Genomic DNA, 26,275 nt, shown 5'->3' with positions numbered 1-26,275 from the left:
GCCACACTATTTAATGTATTTTATTTCTTTAAACTCATCCTCGGCTGCGCGCACTGCTTCCTCGCTCCCAATGACGCAGAGCACATTTTTATCCATAGCCTCACGAATCATGGCCGCGGTGCCGCGCAGGCTTTCATTCGTCGTCCCCAGAATTTCATCTCGTTCCTTCTGGAGATCCTCCTGGGTGGTCTTGTTAAAATACATGGTATCAGCCGAGTCTGCTTTCAAGGCTGTCGATAAAGGCACATCCTTGCTGCTGATGGTTCCGATAATGTATTTTTCCATTTCACGTCTGGAAACATCCAGATTTTCGACGTATTCAAAGGCTTCGTTATAGGCGTCCAGTGTTTTGGACAGGTTCGGGTCACGGAAAGAGGCAAAGTAAAGCTCACCGGCCCGGTTGATGCCAAAATGTGCGCCATAGGCCCCTCCCTGGACACGGATACGGTTCCAGAGGTAGTCCATAGCCAGGATGGATTTAAGCACCAGCATACTGCCATTGTAGGTGTAGCCCAGATCACGAATGTTAAAGCCTTTGGAAACATACTGGATCTTGGCGGCTGTCATAAAGCCCTCATCCTTAACCTCCAGATCAAAATGGTAACGATAGGTTTCCAGATCACGGTCCGGCAGGTTTTCTAAAAAACTGCCCACAGCTTCAAGCACTGGCTCTTTCAGATCCTTGTCACCAGTGATGCTGATGATCATGCCTTTTTTATTAAAGATCGTATTCGCAACTTCCTTCAGTTTAGCAGACAGCTCTTCCCAGCGTTCGTCAAAATGATCGTCGAGATCTGCCAGGAACTGGTAAAACTCAACACCGCCAAGTTCTTCAAACATTCTGGCTGACTGGGAATAGTAGGACTGAAGACGCTGGACACTCACTGTGTGGCCGCCCATCAGGAACTGGTTTTCCTTATTCATACGGATTTCACCGACAATGTCCTCAATCAGATGGCGCTCGTCAAAGCGGCTCCGTAAAATCGTGGATTCGATGAGCTCCAGCAGACGCTTGACATTGGCAACTACGGCCTTGCCCTTGATGGCAAATTTACTCTCGTAGCGTCCGCTCTCTTTGATGTTATCGTAGGTTTCAACACTGGAAGAGATGCCGCCAGTACTGATCTCAATCTCCTGGTTCAGGCGTTCATAGTCATAATCCTCAGTACTGACCCGGCCAATGATTTTATTGACCAGAGACAGATATTTCAGATCCTCCTGGGGGACGGTGTGCGTGTCAAAGTAGAACTTGACATAAGCGATACCTCCGGTATACCCCGGATGATAAAGCAGCTTATGCCCTTTGAATTCTTCTTCATAAAGTACCACCTTGCGGGCCTTTTTATTGATTTCATCAAGGCTCAGCTTCGGAATACTCTCGAGGGCTTCAGGACTGTCCTCGGTGTTCTGACGTTCTAAAAGCGCCTGTGTATCCGCCACCAGGTCATCCAGTTCTTCTGGTGACAGGGATTTCTTATAGGCTTCCAGCTTATCGCTGAAGGCCTTTTCTTTCTTTTCAGCCAGACTGCTGTCCGGGTGAATGCTCACAAATGCCTGGTGCGGGTTGCCCAGCAGATAACGCGCGATCAGAGCTTCAAAACCCCGGTTTTCACTGCTCATACGAAGCTTGGAAATCGCATCGCGATACTTCAGATGTGAAAGCGGGTCGCCGCCATAAAGCCAGGTATCGAACATTTCCAGTCCGTACATCAGACCTTTGGGGTAGGAGCCATACTCACCCTCGATGAGCATAAATTCATTGATGTTGATGCCAGCTTCCACGCTGCGCTTATCAAGACCGTTTTTCACCAGATCTTCCAGGGTCTTTTCCACTGTCTCAATAAACAGCTCCTTATATTTTTCATCCGTATGTTTGAGCACAATGGAAAAATAGGGCTGCTTCATAGAGCTGGAATAAGCGTAATCCACCTCTTTACAAATGTTAAGATCTAAGAGCGCCTTCTTGAGCGGTGCGGAGTTTGCACCAAGCAGAATGTGGCCCAGCACGTCAAAGGCCAGTATATCCTCAAAGGTCGGCTCATTTTCCAGCACATAGCTCAGAGAGAGATAGTCCTTGTTTTTCTGGTCCTCATCCGACGGAATCGGGTAGCTGTCTGAAGCCACGGCCATTTCTTCAAAAGGTACCTGAATCGGAATCTCGCTGTCAATATCGGCACGGTCAAACTGGCTCAGATAGGCCTCATCCAGATATTTTAAATGGGCGTCCATATCGCCGTCACCGTAAAGGTAAATATAGGAATTGGACGGATGGTACAACTTTTTATGGAATGCGGCAAAGTCTTCAAATGTAAGGTCCGGAATATTTTCCGGGTAGCCGCCAGACTCCTCACCATAGATAGAATCTGGATAAAGGGTCTGGAAGATTTTACGCTGCAGCACTTCCTCGGGGCTTGAATAAACGCCCTTCATCTCATTGTAGACCACGCCGTTATAGGTAATGGGGTCCTCCTTGTTTTCAAGATGGTAGTGCCATCCCTCCTGATGGAAGATATGCGGCGTATTGTAAATGTCTGGATAAAACACCGCATCCAGATAGACGTCCATCAGATTCATAAAATCCTTGTCGTTGGTGCTGGCAATGGGATAGACCGTCTTGTCCGGGTAGGTCATAGCGTTTAAAAAAGTGTTCATGGAACCCTTGGCCAGCTCTACAAAAGGCTCCTTGACCGGGTATTTTCTAGAGCCGCATAAAACGGAATGCTCCATAATATGGGCTACACCGGTACTGTTGTCCGAGGGTGTTCTGAACCCAATGTGGAACACCTTGTTATCATCATCGTTGGATATATAGATGAGGCGGGCCCCGGTTTTGTCATGCTCAAAAACCCGGGCAACGCCGTTTACTTCTTCGATATTTTCCTCCCTCAAAAGGGTGAATCCATGGTGGTTGTCGTGTACTTTCAATCTGTTTCTCCTTATTTTCATATTTTGATGCGGTTCATCGCGTACTTTTATCTATATTATTTTTATTTTGTTTTTACTTCCCAGTTTTTCAGGTGCTCCAGGCGGTCTTTGATCTTTCGTTCATAGCCGTTCTCTGTCGGCTCGTAAAACCGTATTCCGGTCAAATCATCCGGCAGGTACTGCTGGGGATAGTAGTTGCCCGGATGGCTGTGGGGGTAAACGTAGTTCAGCCCTCTGCCCAGCTTCTCACTGCCCGGGTAATGGGAGTCTCTCAGGTGCCCCGGCACCTCAGAATTGGACTGATGCCTCACCGCGGACGCTGCGGCGTCCAGACCAGCGTAGGAGGCGTTACTCTTTGGCGCAGAGGCCAGAAAGGTTACCGCCTGAGCCAGGTTGATGCGCGCCTCGGGCAGCCCGATCATTTCGACAGCCCTGGCGGCAGCTATGGCCACCATCAGCGCCATGGGCTCTGCGTTTCCGATGTCCTCGGAGGCGGAGATCACAATCCGTCTTGCGATGAATTTAGGGTCTTCCCCGGCTTCCAGCATCTTGGCCAGCCAGTAAAGGGCCGCATCAGGGTCTGAGCCCCGAATGCTTTTAATAAAGGCCGAGATGGTGTCGTAGTGGTTGTCACCTTTTTTATCATACTGCACAGCCTTTTTCTGGATACACTCCTGGGCTGTTTCAAGGTCAATATGGATATAACCCTGATCGCCCTTCTCCTTGGTCAGTATCCCGAGCTCCAGCGCATTGAGCGCGCGTCGCACGTCCCCGTTGGAGACGGCTGTCAGATGATCAAGGGCTTCCTCGTCCACCTTGACCTTCATACTGCCGTAGCCCTTCTTCTTGTCAGAAACGGCCCGTCGCAGCAGCCCCTTGATCTCATCGTCTGTCAGGGTCTTAAATTCAAAGATCGTCGACCGTGACAAAAGCGGCGAATTAATTTCAAAATAAGGGTTCTCCGTCGTCGCACCGATCAGCACCACCAGTCCGCCTTCCACGCTTGGCAGTAATGCATCCTGCTGCGCCTTATTAAAGCGATGGATTTCGTCGATAAAAAGAATCGACTTACGGTTATAGATACCCAAATTATCCTTCGCCTTGTCTAAAATTTCTGTAATTTCTTTTTTACCGGAGGTTACGGCGTTCAGCTCGTAAAAAGCAGCCTGTGTCCGGTGGGCTATAATCTTGGCCAATGTGGTCTTGCCGGTTCCCGGAGGACCATAAAAAACCACCGACGAAAGCTTGTCCGCCTCAATAAGACGATAAAGCAGCTTACCTTTTCCAATAATATGGGACTGTCCGACAAACTCATCCAGTGTGGTTGGACGCATCCTCACCGACAGCGGTGCGTTGTCCTCGATCTGGTTTTCATAGTTCATGTCAAAAAAAGATGCCTGCACGATGCCTCACCCCGTTTCTATCATTTGTTTTTACTGTTTTTCAATCCAGTTGATTTCTTCTTCATTTATGTCAAAATACCCGTAAAGCCAGCGGTCAACCTCAAAAAGTAAGGATTCCCGATCTTTCTTCTGGGTAGTCTCAGTCAAGTTTATAATTTTATCATAAAAACCCTTAAATTTGTCCGAAATTTCCATGCTTACGTCAGGAATTTTCAACTTTAGCACAGTATTGGGATAATACTCATATAAGTCAACGCCAAGCTTTTTAGCAAAAGACTTAAAGTAAAAGTTATAAAGGCGGCTGTTGAGCAGCAGCACTAAAAACTCCTCATTCACCTGGCTGTACAGGCGGTTCTTCAGTGTAAGACCATAAATGTCTGCACTGAAGAAATAGCGATTCTTATCAATGGCAAAACGGTTGTCCTTTGCCTTATATGGGAAGATGATCTTTTTTTTCATAAAACACTCGAGGTTTCTTCCCCATTGGATAGCATACCAGGGCAGGCGGCCGCTTTTACATTCCCGCCGGCTGGTCAGCTTTTCCCTGAACTGCTTCAGGTAAACTTCCTCATAGGGGTGTTTCTCGATGGCCTCGATCTCATTGGTATACAAAATTTGCTTGCCCGGCGGAGTAATCTCAAAGGCATGCACGTTCCGATTTTTTATCCAGGGATGCAGAAACTGCGGGTTGAAGTTATACGCATCCAGCTCATCATTGTCAAAGATAAAGGCTTTGTCATTGCCTGTGATGATCCCCTGAAAGCTGTCCACCAGATTTTCCAGGGTAAAAGGTGCGTGCTTCTCAATTTTTTCCACGACCATTTTTGTCCTGGGGCCGTACAGCCGCCACAGGCCATCATCCAGCTGGCTCTGGCGCGTCTTAAAGTCCTCGTGAAGCTTTGGCTGGCCGCTCTCCAGATCCTCGATATAGACGGGCGTTTCCCGCAGTTTACCTTTCTGTACAAAAAAACGGGAAACCCGTGCCGCATGCCGCGCTGGTGCCCTGCCCTTTACCAGAAGGCTCAACGCCGGGTCAATGCCGATGCCGCCTATGACACGCAGGCCGTTAAAATCAATGAGTCGTTTGATGGTGAAATGCTCGCGGATAAACCGCCGGAGGGCCTGTGCATTGTAGGCTTCCATAAAATACCGGGAAGTCAGGAATAAAAGCCTTCCTTTGTCCTTCAGAAGCTCATAGCCGCGTTTGAAAAAGCAATAGGATAGATCACCCTTGTTCTGATAAACATCGCTGTAAAAGGCCTTCAGGCGTTTCATGTATTCCGAGTCGATTTCCTTATGCCCAACGTAGGGCGGGTTGCCAATCACCACATCAAAGGAGCTGTCCTTAAAGTCGGCCGCGGCCTTATCCAGGCAGTCCCCCACCATGATACCGGCCGGATAGCAGTATTTTGGGCCTTTTAATGCCAGCGTGACCCGGGTTACCAGCACTGCCAGAGGGTCTTTATCCACACCGCACAATGATTTCTGGAGCAGCCGCTTGTGCACGGCCTCCTTTTCCAGATCCTTGGTGTTCTTCAGGATATAGTCATAAGCAGCGCTGAGCAGCGACCCGCTGCCACAGGCAGGGTCCAGAATTTTTTCTTTTTTCACTAGGCTCACACACAGCGAAACCATATACTCTGCCAAAACATCCGGCGTGTAGAAAATCCCCTGGTTCTTTTTATGACTGCGGTGCAGACACTCCTCATACAGCTCTCCGATGACGCCGGCATTTTTATTCTCAAAACTGTCCGTGTCCTCGATAAAGCGCTTCACATCTTCCCAAATCAGCCCGCTCAGGATCAGTTTTCCCTCATCGGTCCAGTGATGGGCATTTGAGACGCCGCGGCTCCACACCCGCATGATGCCGCCAACAGTAAAGTCTGTCCTCAGCTTCTGGGCGTTTTTCCTGTCTAAAGCGACGCGGCCATTATCCACCAAAAACTTCAGCGTCAATATTTTAATGAGAAAGAGCAAAAGCTCGCCCTTATTCTCAACATAATCGTAACGTTTATAGACCTCATCGATCTTCTGTATTATTTCCTTCATCCCGGGAATCACTCCTTAGTCATACTCAGACCATTATAACAAAAAAAGATGCTGATGGACAGCATCTTCATAAATTCTCTTTTATTCATACAAAGGATATTTTTGGGTCAGATAAGCCACCTTTTCTTTTGCCAGCTCCAGGTCTTTTTTGATCAGTGCTGCCTCGAAAGCGTCTGCAATGACTGACATATCTTCTTCCTTCATGCCGCGGGTAGTGACAGCCGGGGTTCCCACACGCACACCGCTTGTCACGGTCGGCTTCTGCTTATCGTAAGGGATGGCGTTTTTATTGGCGGTAATGTTAACACTGCCCAGGATATCGTCAGCCTCCTTGCCTGTCAGTCCAACAGTGCTGACGTCCACCAGCATCAGATGATTATCGGTCCCGCCGGACACGATCCGAAAGCCCTTATCGGTGAGTGCGTCGCACAGTGCCTTGGCATTCTTGATGATCTGCTTCTGATATTCTGTAAACTCCGGACTGGCGGCTTCCTTAAAAGCCACTGCTTTTCCGGCGATAATGTGCATCAGCGGTCCCCCCTGGATACCCGGGAACACAGCCTTGTCAATTTTTTCAGCAAAGGCCTCCTTGCACAGGATAAGACCGCCCCTTGGGCCGCGCAGGGTTTTATGGGTCGTGGTAGTGACAAAATCCGCGTAGGGTACCGGGTTCTGGTGCAGTCCCGCTGCCACCAGGCCCGCAATATGCGCCATATCAACCATCATCAGCGCATCATTGGCCTTACAGACCTTTGAGATACGTTCAAAATCAATGGCTCTCGGATAAGAGCTGGCGCCCACAACCACCAGCTTCGGCTTCTTTTGGGCGATCAGCCGTTCCAGTTCTTCATAGTCGATGGTCTCAGAGTCCGGGCTGACGCCGTAAGAAATAAAATTAAAGTATTTTCCTGAAAGGTTTACCTTGCTGCCATGGGTCAGATGACCCCCCTGGTCCAAACGCATCCCCAGTACCAGATCTCCGGGCTCCAGCACGGCAAAGTACACTGCTGTATTGGCCTGTGCGCCGGAATGGGGCTGGACATTGGCGTGGTCAGCGCCAAACAGTGCTTTGGCGCGTTCTCTCGCGATCCGTTCTATCTCATCCACAAATGCACACCCGCCATAATAACGGGCTCCTGGTACGCCCTCGGCATATTTATTGGTCAGATGGCTGCCCATGGCCTCCATCACAGCCTCTGAAACAAAGTTTTCGGAAGCGATGAGCTCGATATGGCTTTGCTGCCTTTTGAGCTCCTTTTCCATAAACTCATAGATCTCCGGGTCTTCTCTTTTTACGTGTTCAAAATTCATTCTTTCTCCTCCACATACGCTCTTTTTCTGTTTATTTTAAATATTGGTTATCATTTTGCCGGTTAGACAGTTTTTCTAACGAGATGGCGATGCTCTTCACATAGGCCATCATTTCTTCCATTTTTGCTTTAAAGTAAAAAACAAACATAATTCCGGCCATCAAAAACAAAATTAAGATGATCGGAACAATGGTCCAGGCCGTACTGGCTAGGCTATTCATAAAAGTATTCATATTTTCTCCTAAGTTTGTCAATTTGAATTGTCCTCAACACAAAGACTATCGTCTGCAAATTAGTTACATACTATTTTAACATGAAAATACATTATTGCAAGCAGATTTTAATTTTTTCCTGTTCCTTTTTAATGCTTAAATAAAAAAACTATAAAATGTTTAGAAATTCTGCGTAAAGGTATATATGTATAAAATTACTATAAAGGAGTGACAATTATGTTCCACCTGATTTGGGTTTTAATTATCGGCGGCATCATCGGTGCCATTGCCGGAGCTATAACAAGCAGAAGACTACCGGCCGGCTGGGTCGGCAACATCGTTGCCGGGATCATCGGCTCATATCTCGGTGAATTACTTTTAGGTAACTGGGGACCGCAGATTGCTGGTATGGCGGTTTTTCCGTCCATCATTGGAGCAATCATCCTCGTTGTCATCGTATCCCTTATTCTTGGTTTGGGAAGAAAAGAAAGCTGAACACAGCATAAATAAAGGAGGAATCACCCATGGCACGTTTATTACGCGCAGCTGCCGCCATTGGCGCAGCTGTTTTAATCTTTAGTCTTTTGAAAAACAAAAGTGCTGAAAAAGCATCTGATGGCGAAAGCCTGAGAGATAAGGCAGAAGAAGCTGTTGAAGAGACAGCCTCAGCCATTTCTGAATAATTGACCGAGTCCGGCGCCGCCGGACTTTTTTTATGTAAAAAACATCCCGGGGTGCAGCCAGGATGTTCGTTTGGGGAAAATACTAAGCGCTCTTGTTCACTAAAAAAGAGGCGATGTTCTTGGAAACAAGCTCATTCTACACCACCTCTGCGTTAAGATTCAAGCCAGACAGTCTAAAAATTTCGTTAAAATTCTGCAAAGCTCTGTTCTTTGGCTTTCACCTGGCTTTTAAACTTTTCAATGACCTCGCCAACCGTCAGGCCGTCCACCACCTCGCCTGTCTCGTTGATAATGCCCTGTATCCGTTCATCACTGTAGATTACATCCATATAGTGCCCCTGGTATTCTTTTGCTAGCTTCATTTCAGGTTCCTCTTTCGTAGATTGATACCATTGTATCTACCCAATCTTCCCGTAAAAAAATCATAAAAGGAGATGTATTTTCCAATACACCTCCCCTCTGATTCTATTGAATTTTTCCCTTGCCACCCATGTACATACGCAGCGGTTCTGGAATATTAATGGTACCGTCCTCGTTAATATTATTTTCAAGGAAGGCGATGAGCATACGCGGAGGCGCAACCACAGTATTGTTCAGCGTATGGGCAAAGTATTTTCCTTTTTCCTTGCTGCGGACGCGGATGCCCAGACGCCGTGCCTGCGCGTCGCCCAGATTAGAGCAGCTGCCCACTTCAAAATATTTCTGCTGACGCGGTGACCACGCCTCAACATCAATACTCTTGACTTTCAGGTCTGCCAGATCTCCTGAGCAGCATTCCAGTGTGCGCACAGGAATATCCAGTGAACGGAAGAAATCAACCGTGTTGGTATACAGTCTCTCAAACCACATCATGCTGTCTTCCGGCTCGCACACCACGACCATTTCCTGTTTTTCAAACTGATGGATACGGTAAACACCGCGTTCCTCAATCCCATGTGAGCCCACTTCTTTTCTGAAGCATGGTGAGTAGCTTGTAAGGGTCTGCGGCAGCTGATTTTCATCTAAAATAGTGTCGATGAATTTACCAATCATAGAGTGCTCGCTGGTACCGATCAGGTAGAGATCTTCACCCTCGATTTTATACATCATGTTTTCCATTTCAGAAAAGCTCATAACACCGGTGACCACATCGCTGCGGATCATGAACGGGGGGATGTAGTAAGTAAAGCCGCGGTCGATCATAAAATCACGGGCATAAGATAAAATACCTGAGTGCAGTCTCGCGATGTCGCCGCTCAGATAATAGAAGCCGTTGCCGCTGGTCTTGCGGGCGCTGTCAAGATCCACACCGTTGAATTTTTCCATAATGTCAATGTGGTAGGGCACCTCGTATTCTGGTACCACTGGCTCCCCAAAGCGTTCAACCTCAACATTTTCGCTGTCATCGCGGCCAATGGGCACTGAGGAATCAATGATGTTCGGAATCACCAGCATTCTTTCCCGGATTTCTCCCTCAAGCTTTGCCTCCTGAGCTTCCAGCTCCTCCAGTTGTTTGTTGATCTCCACAACCTGTGCTTTAGCCTTCTCAGCTTCATCCTTCTGTCCCTTGGACATAAAGCCGCCGATTTGCTTGCTGATGGTATTACGCTGTGCTCTCAGGGTATCTCCCTCAGTTTTGGAGTCACGGTACTTTTTGTCCATTTCGACAACTTCATCAACCAAAACCAGCTTCTCATCCTGGAATTTTTTTCGGATATTTTCCTTCACAAGTTCCGGATCGGTACGCAGTAATTTAATATCTAACATGTTTCCTCCTTGAATCTATGGGTGCCTCTTCGCTGCCTAATGACAATCGAAAATCCCTCTTGCTCATTATTATTTTACAGATACCACCAATTATAACAAATCTAAAACAAAATAGCCATTCTCTCATAGCCGAAATACCATTAATTCAAAAATTTTTTCTTCTCCATCAAAAAACACAAAGCAGCGTGTTCTACAATGCTTTGTGCCTCTATCCATTTCTTTTATTTCATTTCACCTTCAACCTGAGTCAGTACAGATTGAAAAGGCAGGCTGGTACAGCTTTCATTATAAAACTGATATCCGTCTTTTCCTGACCTTTTCAAGTGATAAAGAGCCTGGTCTGCTTTACAGAAAAGGACACCGTAACAGTCTCCATCTTGAGGATACCGCGCCACTCCGATACTCCCTGTAATCTGCCCCTCAGCTGTATAGCATCTGAAGTTCTCACAAATGCCAGCGATTTTTTGTTTCAGACGCTCCTCAGAAGGATAATTTCTGAAAAAGATCATAAACTCATCCCCACCGATTCGTCCTACCACATCTCCCGGCAAGGCACAGTTCTTTAAATTTTCAGCCATCTGCTTCAGCACTTCGTCGCCATACAGATGTCCGAAGCTATCGTTGATGGTCTTAAAATTATCAACATCAATGAAGCACAAGGCCCCGCATCGGGTCTCTGAATTGGTCAGTATATCTCCAATGCGATTCTCCATTGCCTTTCGGTTAAAGATCCCTGTCAAGGCATCATTTTCCGCCTCATTTTTTAATTTTTTAAATTCCTTTTTACGGCTTCCCAGCTCAATGATGTTCTCTACCCGCTTTTTTATCACAACAGGATCAAAGGGTTTTGTCAAAATGTCAAGTGCACCAAGCGCATACCCTCTGCGCGCCGCTATCCCAGGCTCCTCTGCGGTTATGAGCACCACAGGCAGCACTTCTGTTATAGCCTCGTCCCGCATATGCTCAAGAACCTCGAACCCGTCCATCTCTGGCATCACAACATCCAATAGCACTGCTGCCAGCATATCGTGATTTTCGCGTATACAGCACATAGCCTCATATCCGTTTTCAGCCTCTAAAATCTCGAAGGTGTCCTGAAACATCATCCCCAAAATCTCCCGGTTTTGTTTCATATCATCAACAATTAATATTCTCTGACGCATACTGTCCACCCCCTTACCTGTTCTCCGCCCGGAGAGTCTTTCTAAAAAATACCACCCGGCCGAGCCAGCAGCTGACCAGGTGGCGAAACACAGGAAACATCATAAAAAAAGCCGTGCAGGGACACGACACCCATACACAGCTAAAAGTCATCAAAGCGAAAAAATGCTTACACAAATAAGCCTACCAAAAAATATAGGTCTTCTCTTGTTTTTGGAAGAAAAATAGCCTATAATAATCAGTATGCGGTACGGCCCCCACGGGACGTTGTGTATGGTGGTAGTGTCACCCTGCGCAAGCCGGACAGTGCTCCCAACACTTTCCGGATGCCGCATTTGTTTATTTAGTTTTCCTTATGCATTATTATACGTCTTTATTCCTTTTTAAGCAATCATTTTATATTATTTTTCTTCCAATTTCTGCTGTTTACTGCAATAAAAAAAGGCAGTACGTCTCTTTTCAAAACGTCTGCCGCAGGCTGTATTTATTTGAAATATGCCCTTATTGCTTCCACCACGCCGTTTTCATCATTGGATTTTGCCGTGTAATTGCAGATTTCCTTAAGCTGTGGATGGGCATTTTCCATAGCATAGCTGTATCTTCCGGTTTTCATCATCTCATAATCATTAAGGTAATCGCCAAAGAGCATGGTCTCTTCATAACTGATCCCGTATTTTTCCTGAATTTTGCTGATGGCTGTCCCTTTGTTGCAGCCTGGGTTAGAAAGATCCACCCAGTGTTCACCCGAAACAGCGATCTCCATCTGTTTTCCAAAGGCCTCCACAAGTGGAATATGGCTGTTGGTTTCGGCATTCACATAGTCATAAACAGCAATTTTGCAGATGTCATCTTCTGTCTTCAGAATATCGTCCATTATCTCATACCGGCGGTAATACATCTTTATGTTTTCCAAAAGCTCCGGCTCATCGCTTTCAGCGTAAGCACCTCTCAGTCCACAGATAACAGGGCTGGCTCCGGTTATCTTTCGGATCTCTTCTACAATTTCACAAACAGTCTCCCTGTCAATCACATTGGCAAAACTGTTCACATTATTCTCAAAAACCACTGAACCATTTTCAGCGATGAAGATCATCTTATCCTTTATCGGCTCAAAAATGTGTTCCAGATTATAATATTGTCTGCCGCTGGCTGCTGCAAAGCGGACACCCTGTTCTGCGAGCGACTCAATCAATGGGAAAAGCTCTGGTGAGAGCTCTTTATTACTGTCTAAAAGCGTACCGTCCATATCTGCCGAAATCAATTTAACCATTTTTAGCAAACCTTTCAATTCAGTATTTCTTTTTTGTATTTTTTATCTTATAATACCTAATAATAACACTAAAAGAACGGTATGACCAGATGGTAAGCCATTGTTTACCATTTCAATTTTTACCGGCAGCCTTTGTGGTTAAGGGATGAGGGGAATTATGCTTAGAAAAAAGTCGTCTTCCAATATAATACTGATTGCCATCGTGATTGTACTCGTTTTATTGTCTGTTGTCAGCTTTGTTTTGTATCAAAACAATACTCGAAATATTCTGGCAGAAAAATCAAAAGCCGACATGAAAAAATCCACTGACCAGAGCATCATACTGACTAACAGCCTGATCGACAATTACTTCAGCGAGCTTGACACCATCGCTATTTTCTGTGGCGTCAACACCGGCATTAATGACCATGAAATATTTGAGCTTCTCCAGCAGAAAAATCTGGGAAACACTTATTCCCAGATCGGCGTTGCCGGCCTTGACGGCTCCATTTATACCGGCAGCGGCTCAAAACAAAATGTATCGGATCAGGATTATTTTCAGCGTGCCATTAAAGGCGAACGCGTAGTTTCAAATGTTGTCACGGACCCCTCTACAGGGCGAGATATCATTGTCCTCGCCATTCCCATTGAGCGTGACGGTGTTATCACAGGCGCTGCCTGTGCCCAATATGATGTCCAGTCCTTCACCGACCTGCTCAGCAGTTCTCAGTTCAAGGGCGCTGGCGCAACCATGATCATGCAGAAAAACGGAAAAATGGTCTCGAGCTATGTCGGTATGGAGGATTTTGATACGTTTTATGACGCTCTCGAACAACAGATGGAATTCAGAGGAGAAAATACTCTAGAAAGCTTCAAATCCCGCGTGAAAAACGAAGAATCCGGCTTGTTCACTTATTTTCGCAATAACAATGAGCGCTATGTCTATTTTGAGCCCGTCGGCATTAACGACTGGACCATGATCTCTCTGGTGATGGCTGAGACCATTGACAAGCAGACAACCCCCATTAACGCCGGAGCCTTTGTTTTGATGATTTTCAACATTCTGCTTTACGTCGTTATCCTGGCCACGGTTCTCGCCATTATCAAACGCTTCGGAAAGCAGATGGAAGCTAACCAGCGCGACCCGCTCACACGTCTTTACAATAAAGACATTGCGCATACCATCATTGAGCGCCATTTGAAAAAGGAGGGACAAAAGCAGCGTCATGCCTGTTTTTTTCTCGACATTGATGATTTTAAATGCATCAATGACACTTACGGACATCAGACCGGCGACGACGTCCTTTTTTCTGTGGCTCAGATACTCCTACACTGCTTCCGGGAGACAGACATTATCGCCCGCTTTGGCGGCGACGAATTTATCGTCTGGATCAAGGATCTGCCGACCGCAGATATTGTAAGACAAAAGGCCGAAATGCTCTGCAACATTACCGCTGCCGGTCCTAATATACCTATTTCACTGAGTATTGGCATCGCCTGGTATCCCGGCGACGGCACCTCTTACACAGAGGTCATGCAACATGCCGACGAGGCCCTTTACCGGGCCAAAAACTCCGGTAAAGGCAACTACCAGTTTTACAGCGATCCGCAATAAAAAAGACGGACATGTCCGTCTTTTTTATTTCTCATAGGCCTCGATCAATCGCTCAATATTTGCGATGGTCTCTTTCTCAAACAAAGGGCAGAAGAGCTCTATCTCCGTCCTCACCCGTACCTCGTCATAAAAACGGTTCAACTTGTCTTCCATCACATATTCATCCATCATTTCAGGGTTAATGTCTTTAAAAAAGCCTTCGCCCATCTCTATGATAAGATCTGCTTCATCCGGCGACATGGGTGCCAGTGTAATGAACTCCAGAGGGTACTCCTCCAGTCCAAGATAGATTGTAATGCGTCTTATTTCTTCCATCTTATTACCTCTCCTCTATGCTTGCTCATCGTTAAAAAAATCCAGAGCATTTTTGGCCGTTCGCTCTACCATTGTACATAAGAGCGCGCGTTCTTCCTCTGTAAAGTCCTTGGTCAGGACCTTCATCCAGTTTTTCTGTATCGCCTTTATTTTCTGATAACAAGCTTCTGCCTTCTCTGTAGGATACAGACAGCTGGTTCGTTTGTCACGGCTGTTTGTTTCCTTGGTTACAAATCCTTTTTGGGCCAGCTGGGCGATGCCCCTAGTAATATTGCTGGGATTTAAATAAATCAGAGACTGCAGCTTATCCTGGGTAATCCCTGGTTCCTCGCAGATTTTTACCACAAAAAAATGCTGGCTTGAGTTGAGCCCCATCTCGGCCAACTCCTTATCCAAAGCCATGCCTGTAAAACGATTTGCCACCGACAGCCACTTCATCAGACTTCTTGAAGATTCAAGTTTATTCATAACATCCTCTTTAATCTCATGCATCCGCAAACAATTCGTTGCGGCTGCGTTTATTATAGCCTACTGTTCCCTGCTTGTCAAAACCAATCTTAGCTTAAATCTCTTCCTGCCCCTTGACAAAATATGTTAGAGTGTTTAAACTATAGTTATAAGTTAAATGCAACTTACTTTTATGAATCCAATCGATAAGGAAGTGACGATATGAATTTTGCAACTTTTATTATTGCTGCCATTGTCTTTATTCCAATGGCACTGATTATCTATAACCAGATAAAAAAAGCCCGAAGCGGCCAGACAGGCTGTGGCTGTGGCTGCAGCGGCTGCTCTCATGCCAGCCAGTGCCGTCCGGCTCAGGAACCTGAACTAAAAAAAGACAGGAATTGATTCCTGTCTTTTTTTATTAAAAGCTTGCAAAGGCCTTTCCAAACTCGACACAGGCATGGCGACCAGCATCGTCTGGGAATTCCTTGATCATCAGTCCTTCGTCAAACAGACGGGCTCCGGTATGACCAATCCGATCTTCCCAATCACGCATCCATTCGCCGTTGCCCCACCCATAGGAACCAAAAAGGGCTACTTTTTTTCCTTTGAGATTGGACTCGATTTCTTCAAAAAATGGTTCAAAGGTATTCTTTTCAAGCGCTTCACCGTCCATCGACGGACATCCAAGGGCTACTTTATCATAGTCTGCAATCCGTTCGATCGGAAACTGACTTACATTATAAAGATCTGCTTTCTGACCGGCTTCATCAATGCCATTGGAAATTTTTTCGGCCATAATCTCTGTATTTTCACTATTGCTCCAATAAATAACAGCAATATTCTTATTGTTTTCATTTTTTCTCATCATCGTTCTCCTTAGCGGTTCATAAATCATCGAATATCTTAGTAAGAGGTATACCCCTGTGTTTAAAAATTATTCATCTCTCAGACCAATATATCCGTTTTTTTCACTCTCAGCCAGGATAGATTGATTTTATCTTTACCGTCCGGTCAAACGCCACCACAAGCTCTGCTGTTCCCTTTTCAAAGGAACACATCACCGTAATTTTCAACTCCTTATCCCAGTTATCGTCCTCAAGGCCGGATACTTCTCTAAAATTACCTTTTCCTTCAGACAATCCCTCCCAGAGCGTTTCAAGTGATTGAGCATTTATTTCTTCCTTCGCCTTAGTGGTATATGAGAAATCGTCAGCCGCTTTTGCATAATCTCCCTCAGCCAGAGCCTGTACCAGCGAACGGGTGATTTCTTCTGATTTCATCTTAGTGTCCTCACCATATTTTCCCTTGTTGCAACCGGTAAACAGAAGCATGGCCGATACCGCAATCAAAAAAAGTGCCAGATATTTTTTCTTTTTCATTAATTCCTCACTTTCCTTAGCGTATTATATCTTCTATTGGGAATAATATCAAGTAAAAGACTTTTGCACAAATTCAAAAAGCTTTTGCTTTTCGTCTCTATTTATATTAAACTAGAAAGTAACCACGAATTCTCAAATAATAAAGGGGTATCTGATGAAACTTAAGATTAACTCGCGGGGAATTGGAAATGTTTTACTGATTGCCCTTTTGGTTTTACTGATCATTCATATTTTGGTATTATTTGGAGTGGTATCACCCGACATTATCTGGGACACCACCATCACTGATAAAGCGTCAGTCGTAATTTCTGAATGGATTGCTATTTTCTTCATTCTGCTGTTTATTTTTGGTATACTGCTCAAGCTAAACTATCTTCCCATGAAAGGCTTACGAAAAAGCGCGGACAGCATTCTCTGGATCATGAGCCTCTATTATCTGCTAAATATCATCGGCAACTTCATGTCTGACAATCCCATCGAAAAGCTTGTATATGCCCCTTTAACGCTGATAATGATCCTTATGGCGCTCCGCCTTATCTTTGCAAAGGATCTTAATTCAAAACACAGACGCAGGCCCCAGAAACGGCCTCAAAAAATACGAAGAGCTTCCTGAAACAGGAAGCTCTTCTTTTTTATTTGCGTGTTACTTTTTTAATTTCACCGGTGATTTCATTCATCAGGAAGTCCGTATATGGGATTTCTTCAAACAGGAAGCCATCCTTTTTCATCGGTACCAGATGAGCTGAGCCTTCACATCTGCCGCTATGGATCTGACTGCCAATCTCAACATTCATCAGCTCAGGTATCTCTGCCTGGAGCGTTCTGCGGATCAGGCCGGTACAGGTAGAACCAGGCTTTTCACCCAGGATTTTTCCAATTTCCACTACCATACCAATGTTGGTATAGGGCAGTGCGCGAGAGACCGCCGGTGTGACACGCTGCATTCTGCCTTCAGTATTGATAAAGGTTCCTGCAACTTCAGGGAACGCCAGTGCCGGAAGAACAACGTCTGCCTTTTGGGCAGCTAGGGTCAGGTGTGTATCCTGAACCATGATAAAATCATAACCGGATAAATCCGCGTTGGGGTCTTCGCCAAAAATCATAATCCCTTTTGCATTGTCCAGTACTTCAGGTGTCTGAGTAACACCCAGCAGACCAAGTGCCTTGCTGTTATTTTTCTGTTCAACTCTGAAAACGCCGCGTCTCGGTCCATCGCTCTTTCCTAAGAGGACCGCAATATCTGCTGCCAGAGCAGAAGCTTCTTCCGTGATATATTTACCGCCAAGAACCACCATCGGGTGTTTCGCGTTCACCAGTGCATTCCCGATCATTTCAGATTCTTCGCTGATCTCAAGCGCTGCCAGAGAATCCTTCAAATCTTCTAAACCATCGGGGGTGTCTGCTGCCTTCCGATTTTCAAGGACATATTTTGTAATTTCGCCCAGGAAATCCAAGTCGTCATATTCGGTTGTAAATTCATCCCCAATGCGATTCATCCCATCTTCAGCTGCATTGATGAAGAAGATTGAGGCACCGCGTTTAGAAGCCTGGCTGAGCTTATAGCGCAGCACAGGGTTGTTTATCCGCAGGCACCCCAGCACCAGTATAGCGTCTGCTGAAAGAACTTCATCCATACTGTGGATTTCGCCGCTGCACGGCAGTACGGAATCTTCGCCGTGAGCGGTGTTGCTGAAGGAGAATGTTTCTGCTCTCAGACTATCTGCCAGCTTTTTAATCATGGCAATCTCTTCAGTAGTATATTTGGGTGAAACAGCAACTTTTAAAGCCTCTGCTCCATTTCTTGCAGAAATGGTCTGTGCTTTTTTGGCGATTGCGACAAAAGCGTCATACCAGTCTGTTTCCTCCAGTTGTCCCTTTGCATTTCGGATTAACGGCTTGGTCAGGCGATCGCCCAACTGAACCTGGTTAGTTCCAAAACGTCCGCGTCCACACATCACGCCTTCATTATTCGCAGCAGTGATATCGGTTGGCACTGCTTTCACGATGGTGTCGCCCATGGTCTCAACTACCATTTGGCAGCCGGCGCCACAGTATCCGCAGGTTGTTAGTGTCTTCTTTGTATCGGTCGGCACGTTCTTGAAGCCTCTCGCCCGTTCTCCCAGCGCTCCGGTTGGGCATACAGAAATACAGGTTCCACAGGAAATACAGCCGGAATCAGCCAGTTTTCCGCCAAGGGACGGTACAACGACAGTATCAAAGCCACGATTCATCAGGCCAAGAGCGGTCACTCCAACAACCTCATCACAGGCACGTACACAGCGGCCACAGAGAATACATTTATTAGGGTTGCGTACAATAAATGGATGGTCGTCTTCAAAAATCAGTTCTTCATTTTCACCGTCAAAGCGTTCAGGTGCCACATCATACTGATTGGCGTAATCTACCAGCTTACATTCAAAGTAATCGTGACAGCCGCATTCCAGACAGCGTGACGCTTCTTCTCTGGCCTGTTCAGGTGTATAACCCTTGACGATTTCTTCAAAGGTATTTTTACGTTCCTCTGGTGTAAGATGCGCCATTGGAGGCCGCTTATATTTCTTTTTGCCTTCCAGATAATCTGCGTCGATATCATCTCTGGTGACATAATAGGGTTTGCGATAACGAATTTCATGTCCCTGCAGATATCCGTTAATAAAGCTGACTGCCTTTTTAGCTTCTCCAATGGCACGGATCGCAATAGAAGCGCCGTCATTGGCACAGTCACCGCCTGCAAAGACGCCCTCAAGGTTCGTCGTAAAGGTTTCTTCATCTGCGACAACTGTATTGAACTTCGTCAGTTCAAGCCCGTCCATACCTTCAGGGTCTATTCCCTGGCCAATGGCCAGAATAACAGTGTCCACATCAATCCGTTCCGTTTCTCCTTCAATGGGAACAGGACGGCGGCGGCCACTGGCATCCGGTTCACCCAGTTCCATTTTCTGAAGCAGCATCTGCTTGACATGTCCATTTTCATCTTTAATAATTTCTATCGGATTGCACAGGTTCTTAAAGACAACGCCTTCTTCCTGCGCTTCCTCGATCTCTTCCTGTTCAGCCGGCATTTCCGCTACTGTACGGCGATACACATTATAAACTTCCTTTGCACCTAAGCGTACTGCGCTTCTGCAGGCATCCATAGCAGTATTCCCGCCGCCGACAATGGCGACTCTGTCACCCAGGTTTGCCGGTTCATTGTTGACAATCTGTCTGAGCAGTTCAATCCCGCCAATGACCCCATCAGCGTCGACGCCTTCACAGCGCAGTCCGCTGCTGGTCCAGGCGCCAATGGCAACATACATGGCGTCATGCTGTTTTCTCAGGGTCTCAAAGGGCAGATCCGCGCCAATGCGTACCCCTGTCTTAATGGTGACGCCCATATCTTCTATCAGCTTGATTTCCTCATCCAGAACGGTTTTGGGCAGACGATATTCAGGAATCCCATAGCGCAGCATTCCACCGGCTTTAGGCATCGCTTCATATATGGTGACCGCATGTCCCGCTTTTCTCAGAAAATAAGCTGCAGTCAGTCCGCCAGGGCCGCCGCCGATAACGCCAATGCTTTTGTGGGTATCCGGTGCGATTTCAGGCATAAACATTCCTTTGTCGATGTCCAGATCCGCCGCAAATCGCTTGAGCCATAAAATCGAAACAGGCTCATCTACTAAGCCGCGTCGGCAGGCCTTTTCGCAGGGGTGCGGACAAACACGTCCAATAGATGCCGGCAAAGGCAGACGATCCTTGATCAGCTTGATGGCTTCTTCATATTCCCCGTTTGCTATAAGCCCAACGTATCCCTGACAGTCTGTCTGTCCCGGACATTCCAGCTGACACGGTGCCACACAATCGCCGATATGCTTGGATAACAGAAGCTCCAGGTTTGTTTTTCTGGATTCCAACACTCTGTCAGATTTAGTCGTGATAACCATTCCCTCAGCAATGGGCGTTGCGCAGGCTTTCAAGAGCTTTGGATTACCTTCAACTTCTACCATGCAGAGGCCGCAGGAGCCATAAATCTCGGTGCGTTCGTCATAGCAAAGAGTCGGGATATCAATACCGTTTTCGCGGGCAACATCTAAAATGGTCTGTTCTGCAAAACCCGTTACTTCTTTTCCGTTAATGTTAATTCTTAATTTCTTCATGTCCCTCACTCCTTCCTAATCCACGATTACCGCATCAAATTTACAAACGCTGGCACATTTGCCGCACTTAATACATTTTTCCTGATCGATAACATGAACTTTCTTAGGTGCGCCTGAAATGGCCTCAACAGGGCAGTTTTTAGCACATCGGGTACAGCCAACGCATTTTTCTTCATCAATGCTGTAGGTAATCAGGGCCTTACAGCTGTGAGCTGTACACTTATGCTTGTAAATATGATCTTCATACTCGTTTCTGAAATAACGTAGTGTGGTGAGAACAGGGTTCGGTGCTGTCTGGCCAAGACCACACATAGAACCCTCCTTAACCTTGAGGCAGAGCTCTTCGAGAAGCTCGATGTCACCGTCGCGTCCATCGCCTTCTGTGATACGTGTCAAAATTTCCAGCATACGCATGGTCCCAATGCGGCAGTAGTTGCATTTACCACAGGATTCTTTCCGGGTGAAATCCAGGAAGAAACGCGCCATATCAACCATACAGGTGGTTTCATCCATAACAACCATCCCGCCGGAGCCCATGATCGCGCCGGTTTTAATAATGGAAGGGTAGTCGATAACCGTATCCACCAGCTCAGCCGGAACACATCCTCCGGATGGCCCGCCCATCTGAACAGCCTTAAAGGCCTTATCGTTTTTAATGCCGCCGCCAATATCATAAATAACATCACGAAGGGTTAATCCCATTGGAATTTCAACCAGGCCGCCCTTTTTGATTTTACCGGTTAAGGCAAATACTTTGGTCCCCTTGGAGTTTTCATTTCCGAGCTGCCCATAGGTTTCACCGGAGTTTCTGAAGATCCACGGCACGTTTGCATAGGTTTCTACGTTATTAATATTGGTCGGTTTTGCCCAGTAGCCCTTCTGTGCCGGGAATGGCGGCTTGAGGCGGGGCATCCCGCGTTCGCCTTCAAGTGATGCGATTAACGCGGTTTCTTCACCGCAGACAAAAGCACCGGCGCCGGCTTTTATTCTCAGATCAAAGCTGAAGGCTGAACCAAAAATATTTTCGCCCAGGTATCCTTTTTCTCTAGCCTGTCCAATGGCATTTTCAAGACGCTTGATGGCCAGCGGATACTCGGCGCGGACATAGACAACCCCCTGGCTGGCCCCAATAGCCTTAGCGGCAATGATCATGCCTTCAATAAGCGCATGAGGATCACTTTCGAGAACGGACCGGTCCATAAATGCGCCAGGGTCACCTTCGTCAGCGTTACAGATCAAATATTTGACATCCCCCTTTGCCTTATGAGCCTCGTTCCATTTAAACCAGGTTGGGAATCCTGCACCACCACGGCCCCCTAATCCAGCGATTTTGACCGTTTCAATGATTTCCTCAGGCGTCATCTTAATGGCCTTCTCAGCGGCTTTATAGCCCTCTACAGCCAGATAATCCTCAATACGTTCAGGATCAATGATACCACAGTTCTGAAGTACCACGCGCTTTTGCTTGGCAATCATTTCTCTGTCCTGAGCAGCCATCTGCAGATCTGTAATATTTTTCTGACCAAGGATATGTTCATCCACAATGCGTTCAACATCAGCGGTATTTACATTGACATAGGTAATCTTACTGCCGGAAGGATCAACCACATCCACAATGGGTTCCAGATAACAGGTGCCGATACAGCCTGTTTTTTCAAGATCAATGCTCAGACTCTTTGCAGCAATCTGATCTTTAAAGGCTTCTTCCACCTTTGCGGCGCCAGCAGCGATCCCGCAGCTTCCCTGTCCAATGATTACTTTATAGTTTTCCATCGCCTACGCCTCCTGTTCCTTCAGTTCTGTTAAAATGTTAACTACCTTATCTTTTGTAAGCTGCCCATAGGTTTCTCCGTCAATCATCATAACCGGCGATAAAGAGCAGCAGCCCAGGCATGCAACATTCTCTAAAGTGAAAAGGCCATCCTCAGTGGTTTCCCCTTCGTTAATTCCAAGATACTCTACTACGGCCTCCTCAATCATCGAAGATCCATTAACATGGCAGGCTGTTCCCTGACATAGCATGATCAGATGCTTACCGACAGGATTCATACGGAATTGGGCATAAAAAGTTGCAACACCGTATATCTTCGCTACTGGAATGTCTGTTTCACGAGAAATATACAACATTAAGTCCGGAGACAAATAGCCGTAAGTTTCCTGAGCCTTCTGCAGAATGGTAATCAGGCTTCCTGCCACATCGGCGTACGCGTCCAGAACTGCATCTAATTCTGGAAATTTGGGTTCATCCTGACAGCCGCAGCCACAGTGATGATCATGATGGTGTTCGTGATTCATAATTACTCCTTACTTTTTTCTTCCTGATTTAACAAGCTTTCTCAATTTCTTCCACTTGCACAATGTATCCAATTTTTTTAAAGAAATTTTCCCGTTTTAAGGATAAAACGGGAATGTTTTGCGGTAATATTTTCTTATTCTATAGTATAAATCCTTATTGATTTTATTATACTACTATTTTAAAATTTTGCAAGCTTTTCTTGCGAATTTTTTCACTTTTATTCTAATAATTTTTTCTTTTGTTCTTCAGTCTCGGTGACTTCTTCCATTCCCAATGCCACCACAGTTGCCTTTTTATTGGGAATAAGTGTCAGCATAATCCCACATAAAATGGCCGCAAATCCGCAAATTGTGTAAGTACTCGGAACCTCGCCCACAAATAAAAAGACAAAGACAGGGTTAAGTATCGGCTCCAGCAACGAGAGAATCGACGCTTCAAATGCCGATACCAACCGGACCCCTTTGAGAAAAAACAGGTAAGAGATACCAATTTGAAAGACGCCGAGTAATACAAGGTACAGCCAGTTTATCGCGGGGATACCCGAAAAAGATATCTGGCTGTGCATAAACACAAGCATTACCCCAGCCATGATAAAATTGATAAATCCAATGATGGTGATGTCATCCATCGGATACTTTTTCTCCATAAAATACTGTTCAAGCGCATAAGCAATACCGGCTGATAAGGCTAAAATATTTCCAGCCATGGCGGTCACATTGCCAGAGGCGTTCAGCGGGTCGCAAAAAATAATGATAATTCCGGCTAAGATCGTAACCCTTGGAATAAACTCCCGCACGACCAGTTTCTTCTTTCCTCCGATAAGATAGGCCAGATAGAGCCACAGAGGTGCTGTACACTGTAGTATAATCGCATTGGCAGCAGTTGTCAGCTTAGTGGCAATGACAAAACTAATGGTCAGATAAGTATAAGAAATAATAAGACCTATATAATTTTTGCTGAACTTAATTTTTTTCCATTTTATAAACGGCAGAAAAACGCACCCTGCAATCAAGCTTCTCCCAAACGCAATGCTGATCGCACTCGCCTCAATGCTTTTAATTAAAAGGCCGCCTGTACTCATCAGTGTGACGGCCAGTAAAATAAAGCATACTCCTCTATTTTTTGAATTCATTCCCCGCAGCACCTAAATCATCCGGTGGCCTCTCTGAAGGCCAGTATCGCCGGAGCGCACAAATTCTAAAATTCCATAGGGCTCAATCATATTAAAAAACGCATCGACCTTATCCCGGGTACCGGTAATCTCCAGCACCAGGCTTTCGCGTGCCACATCTACAACATTGGCTCTGAATAAATTGGAGATTTCTACAATGTTTGAGCGGGTTTCATCATTGGCTTTGACCTTAATAAACACCAGCTCCCTGCGAATGGAGTCCTCAGGCTTAAGTTCAATGACCTTGATGACATCGATAAGCTTATTGAGCTGTTTTTTTATCTGAGCAAGGATATGCTCATCACCCGTAACCGTGATGGTGATACGGGATACCTTGGCATCCTCTGTTGTGCCGACAGTCAGGCTGTCAATATTATAGCCGCGCCGTGCAAAAAGCCCTGCAATACGGCTTAAAACCCCAAAGTTATTTTCAACCAAGAGGGATAAACAATAGTTTTCCATGGCTTCTCTCCTAAATCTTTATAAAGTCTTCATGAACCTGACATTCGATCAGAGTCGGCCCTTTATGAGCGACGGCATCATTTAAGGCAGCTTCAGCCTCTACATTTGTGCTTGCCCGATACCCTTTAATACCGTATGCCTCAGCCAGCTTCATAAAATCAATGCTGAAGTTAATGTCTGTGCCGCTGTAATGATTTTTGCCATAAATATCGTGCTGGAGCTGCCGAACCATTCCAAGCTTATGATTGTTGATCATAATCATATTGATATCCAGATTGTGCTCTGCGATAACTCCCAGCTCACCCATGGACATCTGGAAGCTGCCGTCACCGCAAATCGCGAAAATCTGCTTCGGATTTTCCCGCGTCGCAAAAGCAGCGCCACCAGCTGCCGGGATACTGTAGCCCATCGTTCCCAAACCACCTGAAGTAAAGTAATGCCGATCCTTACAAACCTTGAAATACAGCGCCGACCAAATCTGATTCAGCCCAACATCAGCAACAACGGTTGCGTTATCCGAAGCGATCTCCCCTAACTTTTCAAACAAAAGCTTGGGATTCACCAGGCCTAAATCCAGATGTGTGTCGTACAGGAGCGGATGGTTTTCCTTGATGATCTCAATGGTTTTCAGCCAGTCTCTGGTATCCTTTTTTAAATCCTTCTGGATCAGGTCGAGTAAAACCGTACGCGCATCGCCTACAATGGGCACATTGGTATCATCAATGTTTTTTCCGATTTCCGCAGGGTCAATGTCAATATGGATAAGCTCCATATCATTGATCATATCCATCAGGTTATTGGTTCCCCTGTCCGACATCCGGGCCCCTACACAGATGCAAAGATCCGCTGCCTCTAAAATTTTATTCGAGTATTCGAAACCGTGGCTGCCGGCAATACCGCAATACAGCGGATTGTCTTCCGGGAAGCATCCAATCCCCATCAGTGTGGTGATAACAGGAATACCGTTCTGTTCGGCAAAGGTAAGGAGTTCTTTTTCGGCATAGCTTAAAACAACGCCGCCGCCAGCATAAACAATCGGACGCTTGGCTGCTTTCATCTTTCTGATCGCTCTCCGTATCTGACCGGTATGTCCCTCGTAGGTTGGTTTATATCCCCGTATCTCTACCTTCTCACAGTATTTTACACTTTTGAGATTTGTGTTCTGCACATCTCTTGGAATGTCAATCAAAACAGGGCCCGGTCGGCCTGTGGAAGCAATGTGAAATGCTTCTCTTATAATCCTTGGAATATCTGCGGCGTCCTGAACCAGATAAGAATGCTTGGTAAACGGCTCGGTGGCACCGGTAATATCTGCTTCCTGAAAAGCATCCGTTCCAATAAGATCTCTGTTAACCTGCCCTGTAATGGCGACAAGTGGAATAGAATCCAAATAAGCGGTAGCGATTCCAGTGACCATATTGGTTGCTCCTGGACCAGAGGTTGCCAGACAGACGCCTACCTTGCCGGACTCTCTTGAATAACCGCTGGCGTAATGTGGTCCTGCCTGTTCATTCCGGACCAGCACATGCTGGATGGGGGATTCACGAAACGCTTCGTACAAGGGCAGCAGCGCACCGCCCGGATAACCGAAGACGACCTCCACATTCTCTTTCTCCAAACACTTTAAAATCAACTTTGCTGCTAACAGTGGAATCACTCCCTTTACTTTAGTATAATTTAGTAATTCAGTCTATGATATTATTTTTAAAA

General features: G+C 46.1%; 24 protein-coding genes. 5 read left to right on the top strand and 19 right to left on the bottom strand.

The features are described from left to right. Positions 1–6: 6 nt before the first annotated feature. The 5 genes from B2M23_RS10190 to B2M23_RS10170 all read right to left on the bottom strand — a co-directional run bounded on the left by B2M23_RS10190 (position 7) and on the right by B2M23_RS10170 (position 7,920). On the bottom strand, positions 7–2,925 hold the full coding sequence (locus B2M23_RS10190; RefSeq protein ID WP_038352608.1) for an insulinase family protein: 2,919 nt from the start codon (positions 2,923–2,925) through the stop codon (positions 7–9). Positions 2,926–2,987: 62 nt separating this feature from the next. Next, on the bottom strand, positions 2,988–4,328 hold the full coding sequence (locus B2M23_RS10185; protein WP_341455946.1) for a replication-associated recombination protein A: 1,341 nt from the start codon (positions 4,326–4,328) through the stop codon (positions 2,988–2,990). Between the two features lie 30 nt (positions 4,329–4,358). Further along, complete coding sequence (locus B2M23_RS10180) at positions 4,359–6,377, bottom strand: Eco57I restriction-modification methylase domain-containing protein (protein ID WP_038352609.1); 2,019 nt, start codon at positions 6,375–6,377, stop codon at positions 4,359–4,361. Between the two features lie 81 nt (positions 6,378–6,458). Continuing rightward, positions 6,459–7,688, bottom strand: coding sequence for a serine hydroxymethyltransferase (locus B2M23_RS10175; protein ID WP_038352610.1), 1,230 nt, complete (start codon positions 7,686–7,688; stop codon positions 6,459–6,461). A 31-nt stretch (positions 7,689–7,719) separates the two neighbouring features. Then, complete coding sequence (locus B2M23_RS10170) at positions 7,720–7,920, bottom strand: hypothetical protein (protein WP_038352611.1); 201 nt, start codon at positions 7,918–7,920, stop codon at positions 7,720–7,722. Positions 7,921–8,136: 216 nt separating this feature from the next. Between B2M23_RS10170 and B2M23_RS10165 the strand changes: the two genes are divergently transcribed. Both B2M23_RS10165 and B2M23_RS21170 read left to right on the top strand, forming a co-directional pair. Continuing rightward, positions 8,137–8,394: a GlsB/YeaQ/YmgE family stress response membrane protein gene (locus B2M23_RS10165; protein ID WP_013381565.1), complete on the top strand. Its 258-nt coding sequence runs from the start codon at positions 8,137–8,139 to the stop codon at positions 8,392–8,394. 29 nt (positions 8,395–8,423) lie between these two features. Beyond that, entirely contained in the window at positions 8,424–8,582 is a 159-nt protein-coding gene (locus B2M23_RS21170; protein ID WP_154557099.1) for a hypothetical protein, read from the top strand. 185 nt (positions 8,583–8,767) lie between these two features. On the opposite strand, the gene B2M23_RS21165 is transcribed toward B2M23_RS21170, so the two are convergent. The 4 genes from B2M23_RS21165 to B2M23_RS10150 all read right to left on the bottom strand — a co-directional run bounded on the left by B2M23_RS21165 (position 8,768) and on the right by B2M23_RS10150 (position 12,759). Continuing rightward, complete coding sequence (locus B2M23_RS21165) at positions 8,768–8,944, bottom strand: hypothetical protein (protein WP_167617851.1); 177 nt, start codon at positions 8,942–8,944, stop codon at positions 8,768–8,770. A gap of 103 nt (positions 8,945–9,047) precedes the next feature. Beyond that, a complete protein-coding gene (serS, locus tag B2M23_RS10160) occupies positions 9,048–10,328 on the bottom strand; it encodes a serine--tRNA ligase (protein WP_038352612.1) in 1,281 nt (426 codons plus the stop codon). 221 nt (positions 10,329–10,549) lie between these two features. Continuing rightward, positions 10,550–11,491 carry a GGDEF domain-containing response regulator gene (locus B2M23_RS10155; protein WP_038352613.1) on the bottom strand — a complete coding sequence of 314 codons (942 nt, stop codon included), beginning with the start codon at positions 11,489–11,491 and terminating at the stop codon, positions 10,550–10,552. Between the two features lie 482 nt (positions 11,492–11,973). Beyond that, positions 11,974–12,759: an HAD family hydrolase gene (locus B2M23_RS10150; RefSeq protein WP_038352614.1), complete on the bottom strand. Its 786-nt coding sequence runs from the start codon at positions 12,757–12,759 to the stop codon at positions 11,974–11,976. 157 nt (positions 12,760–12,916) lie between these two features. Here B2M23_RS10150 and B2M23_RS10145 point away from each other — a divergent pair, with 157 nt between their 5' ends. After that, on the top strand, positions 12,917–14,353 hold the full coding sequence (locus B2M23_RS10145) for a sensor domain-containing diguanylate cyclase (RefSeq protein ID WP_052237285.1): 1,437 nt from the start codon (positions 12,917–12,919) through the stop codon (positions 14,351–14,353). Between the two features lie 24 nt (positions 14,354–14,377). Here B2M23_RS10145 and B2M23_RS10140 read toward each other — a convergent pair whose 3' ends face one another. Beyond that, positions 14,378–14,668: a hypothetical protein gene (locus B2M23_RS10140; RefSeq protein ID WP_038352615.1), complete on the bottom strand. Its 291-nt coding sequence runs from the start codon at positions 14,666–14,668 to the stop codon at positions 14,378–14,380. 15 nt (positions 14,669–14,683) lie between these two features. Then, positions 14,684–15,136 carry a MarR family winged helix-turn-helix transcriptional regulator gene (locus tag B2M23_RS10135; protein WP_052237286.1) on the bottom strand — a complete coding sequence of 151 codons (453 nt, stop codon included), beginning with the start codon at positions 15,134–15,136 and terminating at the stop codon, positions 14,684–14,686. A gap of 201 nt (positions 15,137–15,337) precedes the next feature. Between B2M23_RS10135 and B2M23_RS10130 the strand changes: the two genes are divergently transcribed. Continuing rightward, positions 15,338–15,520, top strand: coding sequence for a FeoB-associated Cys-rich membrane protein (locus B2M23_RS10130; protein WP_038352616.1), 183 nt, complete (start codon positions 15,338–15,340; stop codon positions 15,518–15,520). Between the two features lie 16 nt (positions 15,521–15,536). Here B2M23_RS10130 and B2M23_RS10125 read toward each other — a convergent pair whose 3' ends face one another. After that, positions 15,537–15,983 carry a flavodoxin gene (locus tag B2M23_RS10125; protein WP_038352617.1) on the bottom strand — a complete coding sequence of 149 codons (447 nt, stop codon included), beginning with the start codon at positions 15,981–15,983 and terminating at the stop codon, positions 15,537–15,539. Positions 15,984–16,092: 109 nt separating this feature from the next. Next, complete coding sequence (locus tag B2M23_RS10120) at positions 16,093–16,497, bottom strand: DUF3887 domain-containing protein (protein ID WP_038352618.1); 405 nt, start codon at positions 16,495–16,497, stop codon at positions 16,093–16,095. Between the two features lie 154 nt (positions 16,498–16,651). Between B2M23_RS10120 and B2M23_RS10115 the strand changes: the two genes are divergently transcribed. Further along, on the top strand, positions 16,652–17,110 hold the full coding sequence (locus B2M23_RS10115; protein ID WP_038352619.1) for a hypothetical protein: 459 nt from the start codon (positions 16,652–16,654) through the stop codon (positions 17,108–17,110). Between the two features lie 19 nt (positions 17,111–17,129). Here the strand turns inward: B2M23_RS10115 and B2M23_RS10110 are convergent, their stop codons facing one another. From B2M23_RS10110 to ilvB, 6 genes are all read right to left on the bottom strand, one after another. Next, on the bottom strand, positions 17,130–20,636 hold the full coding sequence (locus tag B2M23_RS10110) for an FAD-dependent oxidoreductase (RefSeq protein ID WP_038352620.1): 3,507 nt from the start codon (positions 20,634–20,636) through the stop codon (positions 17,130–17,132). 15 nt (positions 20,637–20,651) lie between these two features. Beyond that, positions 20,652–22,409, bottom strand: coding sequence for an NADH-quinone oxidoreductase subunit NuoF (locus B2M23_RS10105; protein WP_038352621.1), 1,758 nt, complete (start codon positions 22,407–22,409; stop codon positions 20,652–20,654). 3 nt (positions 22,410–22,412) lie between these two features. Then, positions 22,413–22,931, bottom strand: coding sequence for an NADH-quinone oxidoreductase subunit NuoE (gene nuoE / locus B2M23_RS10100; RefSeq protein WP_038352622.1), 519 nt, complete (start codon positions 22,929–22,931; stop codon positions 22,413–22,415). Positions 22,932–23,149: 218 nt separating this feature from the next. Beyond that, complete coding sequence (locus B2M23_RS10095; protein WP_038352623.1) at positions 23,150–24,064, bottom strand: DMT family transporter; 915 nt, start codon at positions 24,062–24,064, stop codon at positions 23,150–23,152. A gap of 12 nt (positions 24,065–24,076) precedes the next feature. Continuing rightward, positions 24,077–24,565, bottom strand: coding sequence for an acetolactate synthase small subunit (gene ilvN, locus B2M23_RS10090; protein WP_013381582.1), 489 nt, complete (start codon positions 24,563–24,565; stop codon positions 24,077–24,079). A gap of 10 nt (positions 24,566–24,575) precedes the next feature. Next, positions 24,576–26,213, bottom strand: a complete 1,638-nt coding sequence (ilvB, locus tag B2M23_RS10085) for a biosynthetic-type acetolactate synthase large subunit (RefSeq protein ID WP_038353096.1) — start codon at positions 26,211–26,213, stop codon at positions 24,576–24,578. Positions 26,214–26,275 lie beyond the last annotated feature (62 nt).

Source organism: Eubacterium limosum, from assembly GCF_000807675.2.
Classification (GTDB): Bacteria; Bacillota; Clostridia; order Eubacteriales; family Eubacteriaceae; genus Eubacterium; species Eubacterium limosum.
The sequence above is the reverse complement of the archived record's forward strand: the minus strand, read 5'-3'. Positions and strand labels throughout refer to the sequence as shown.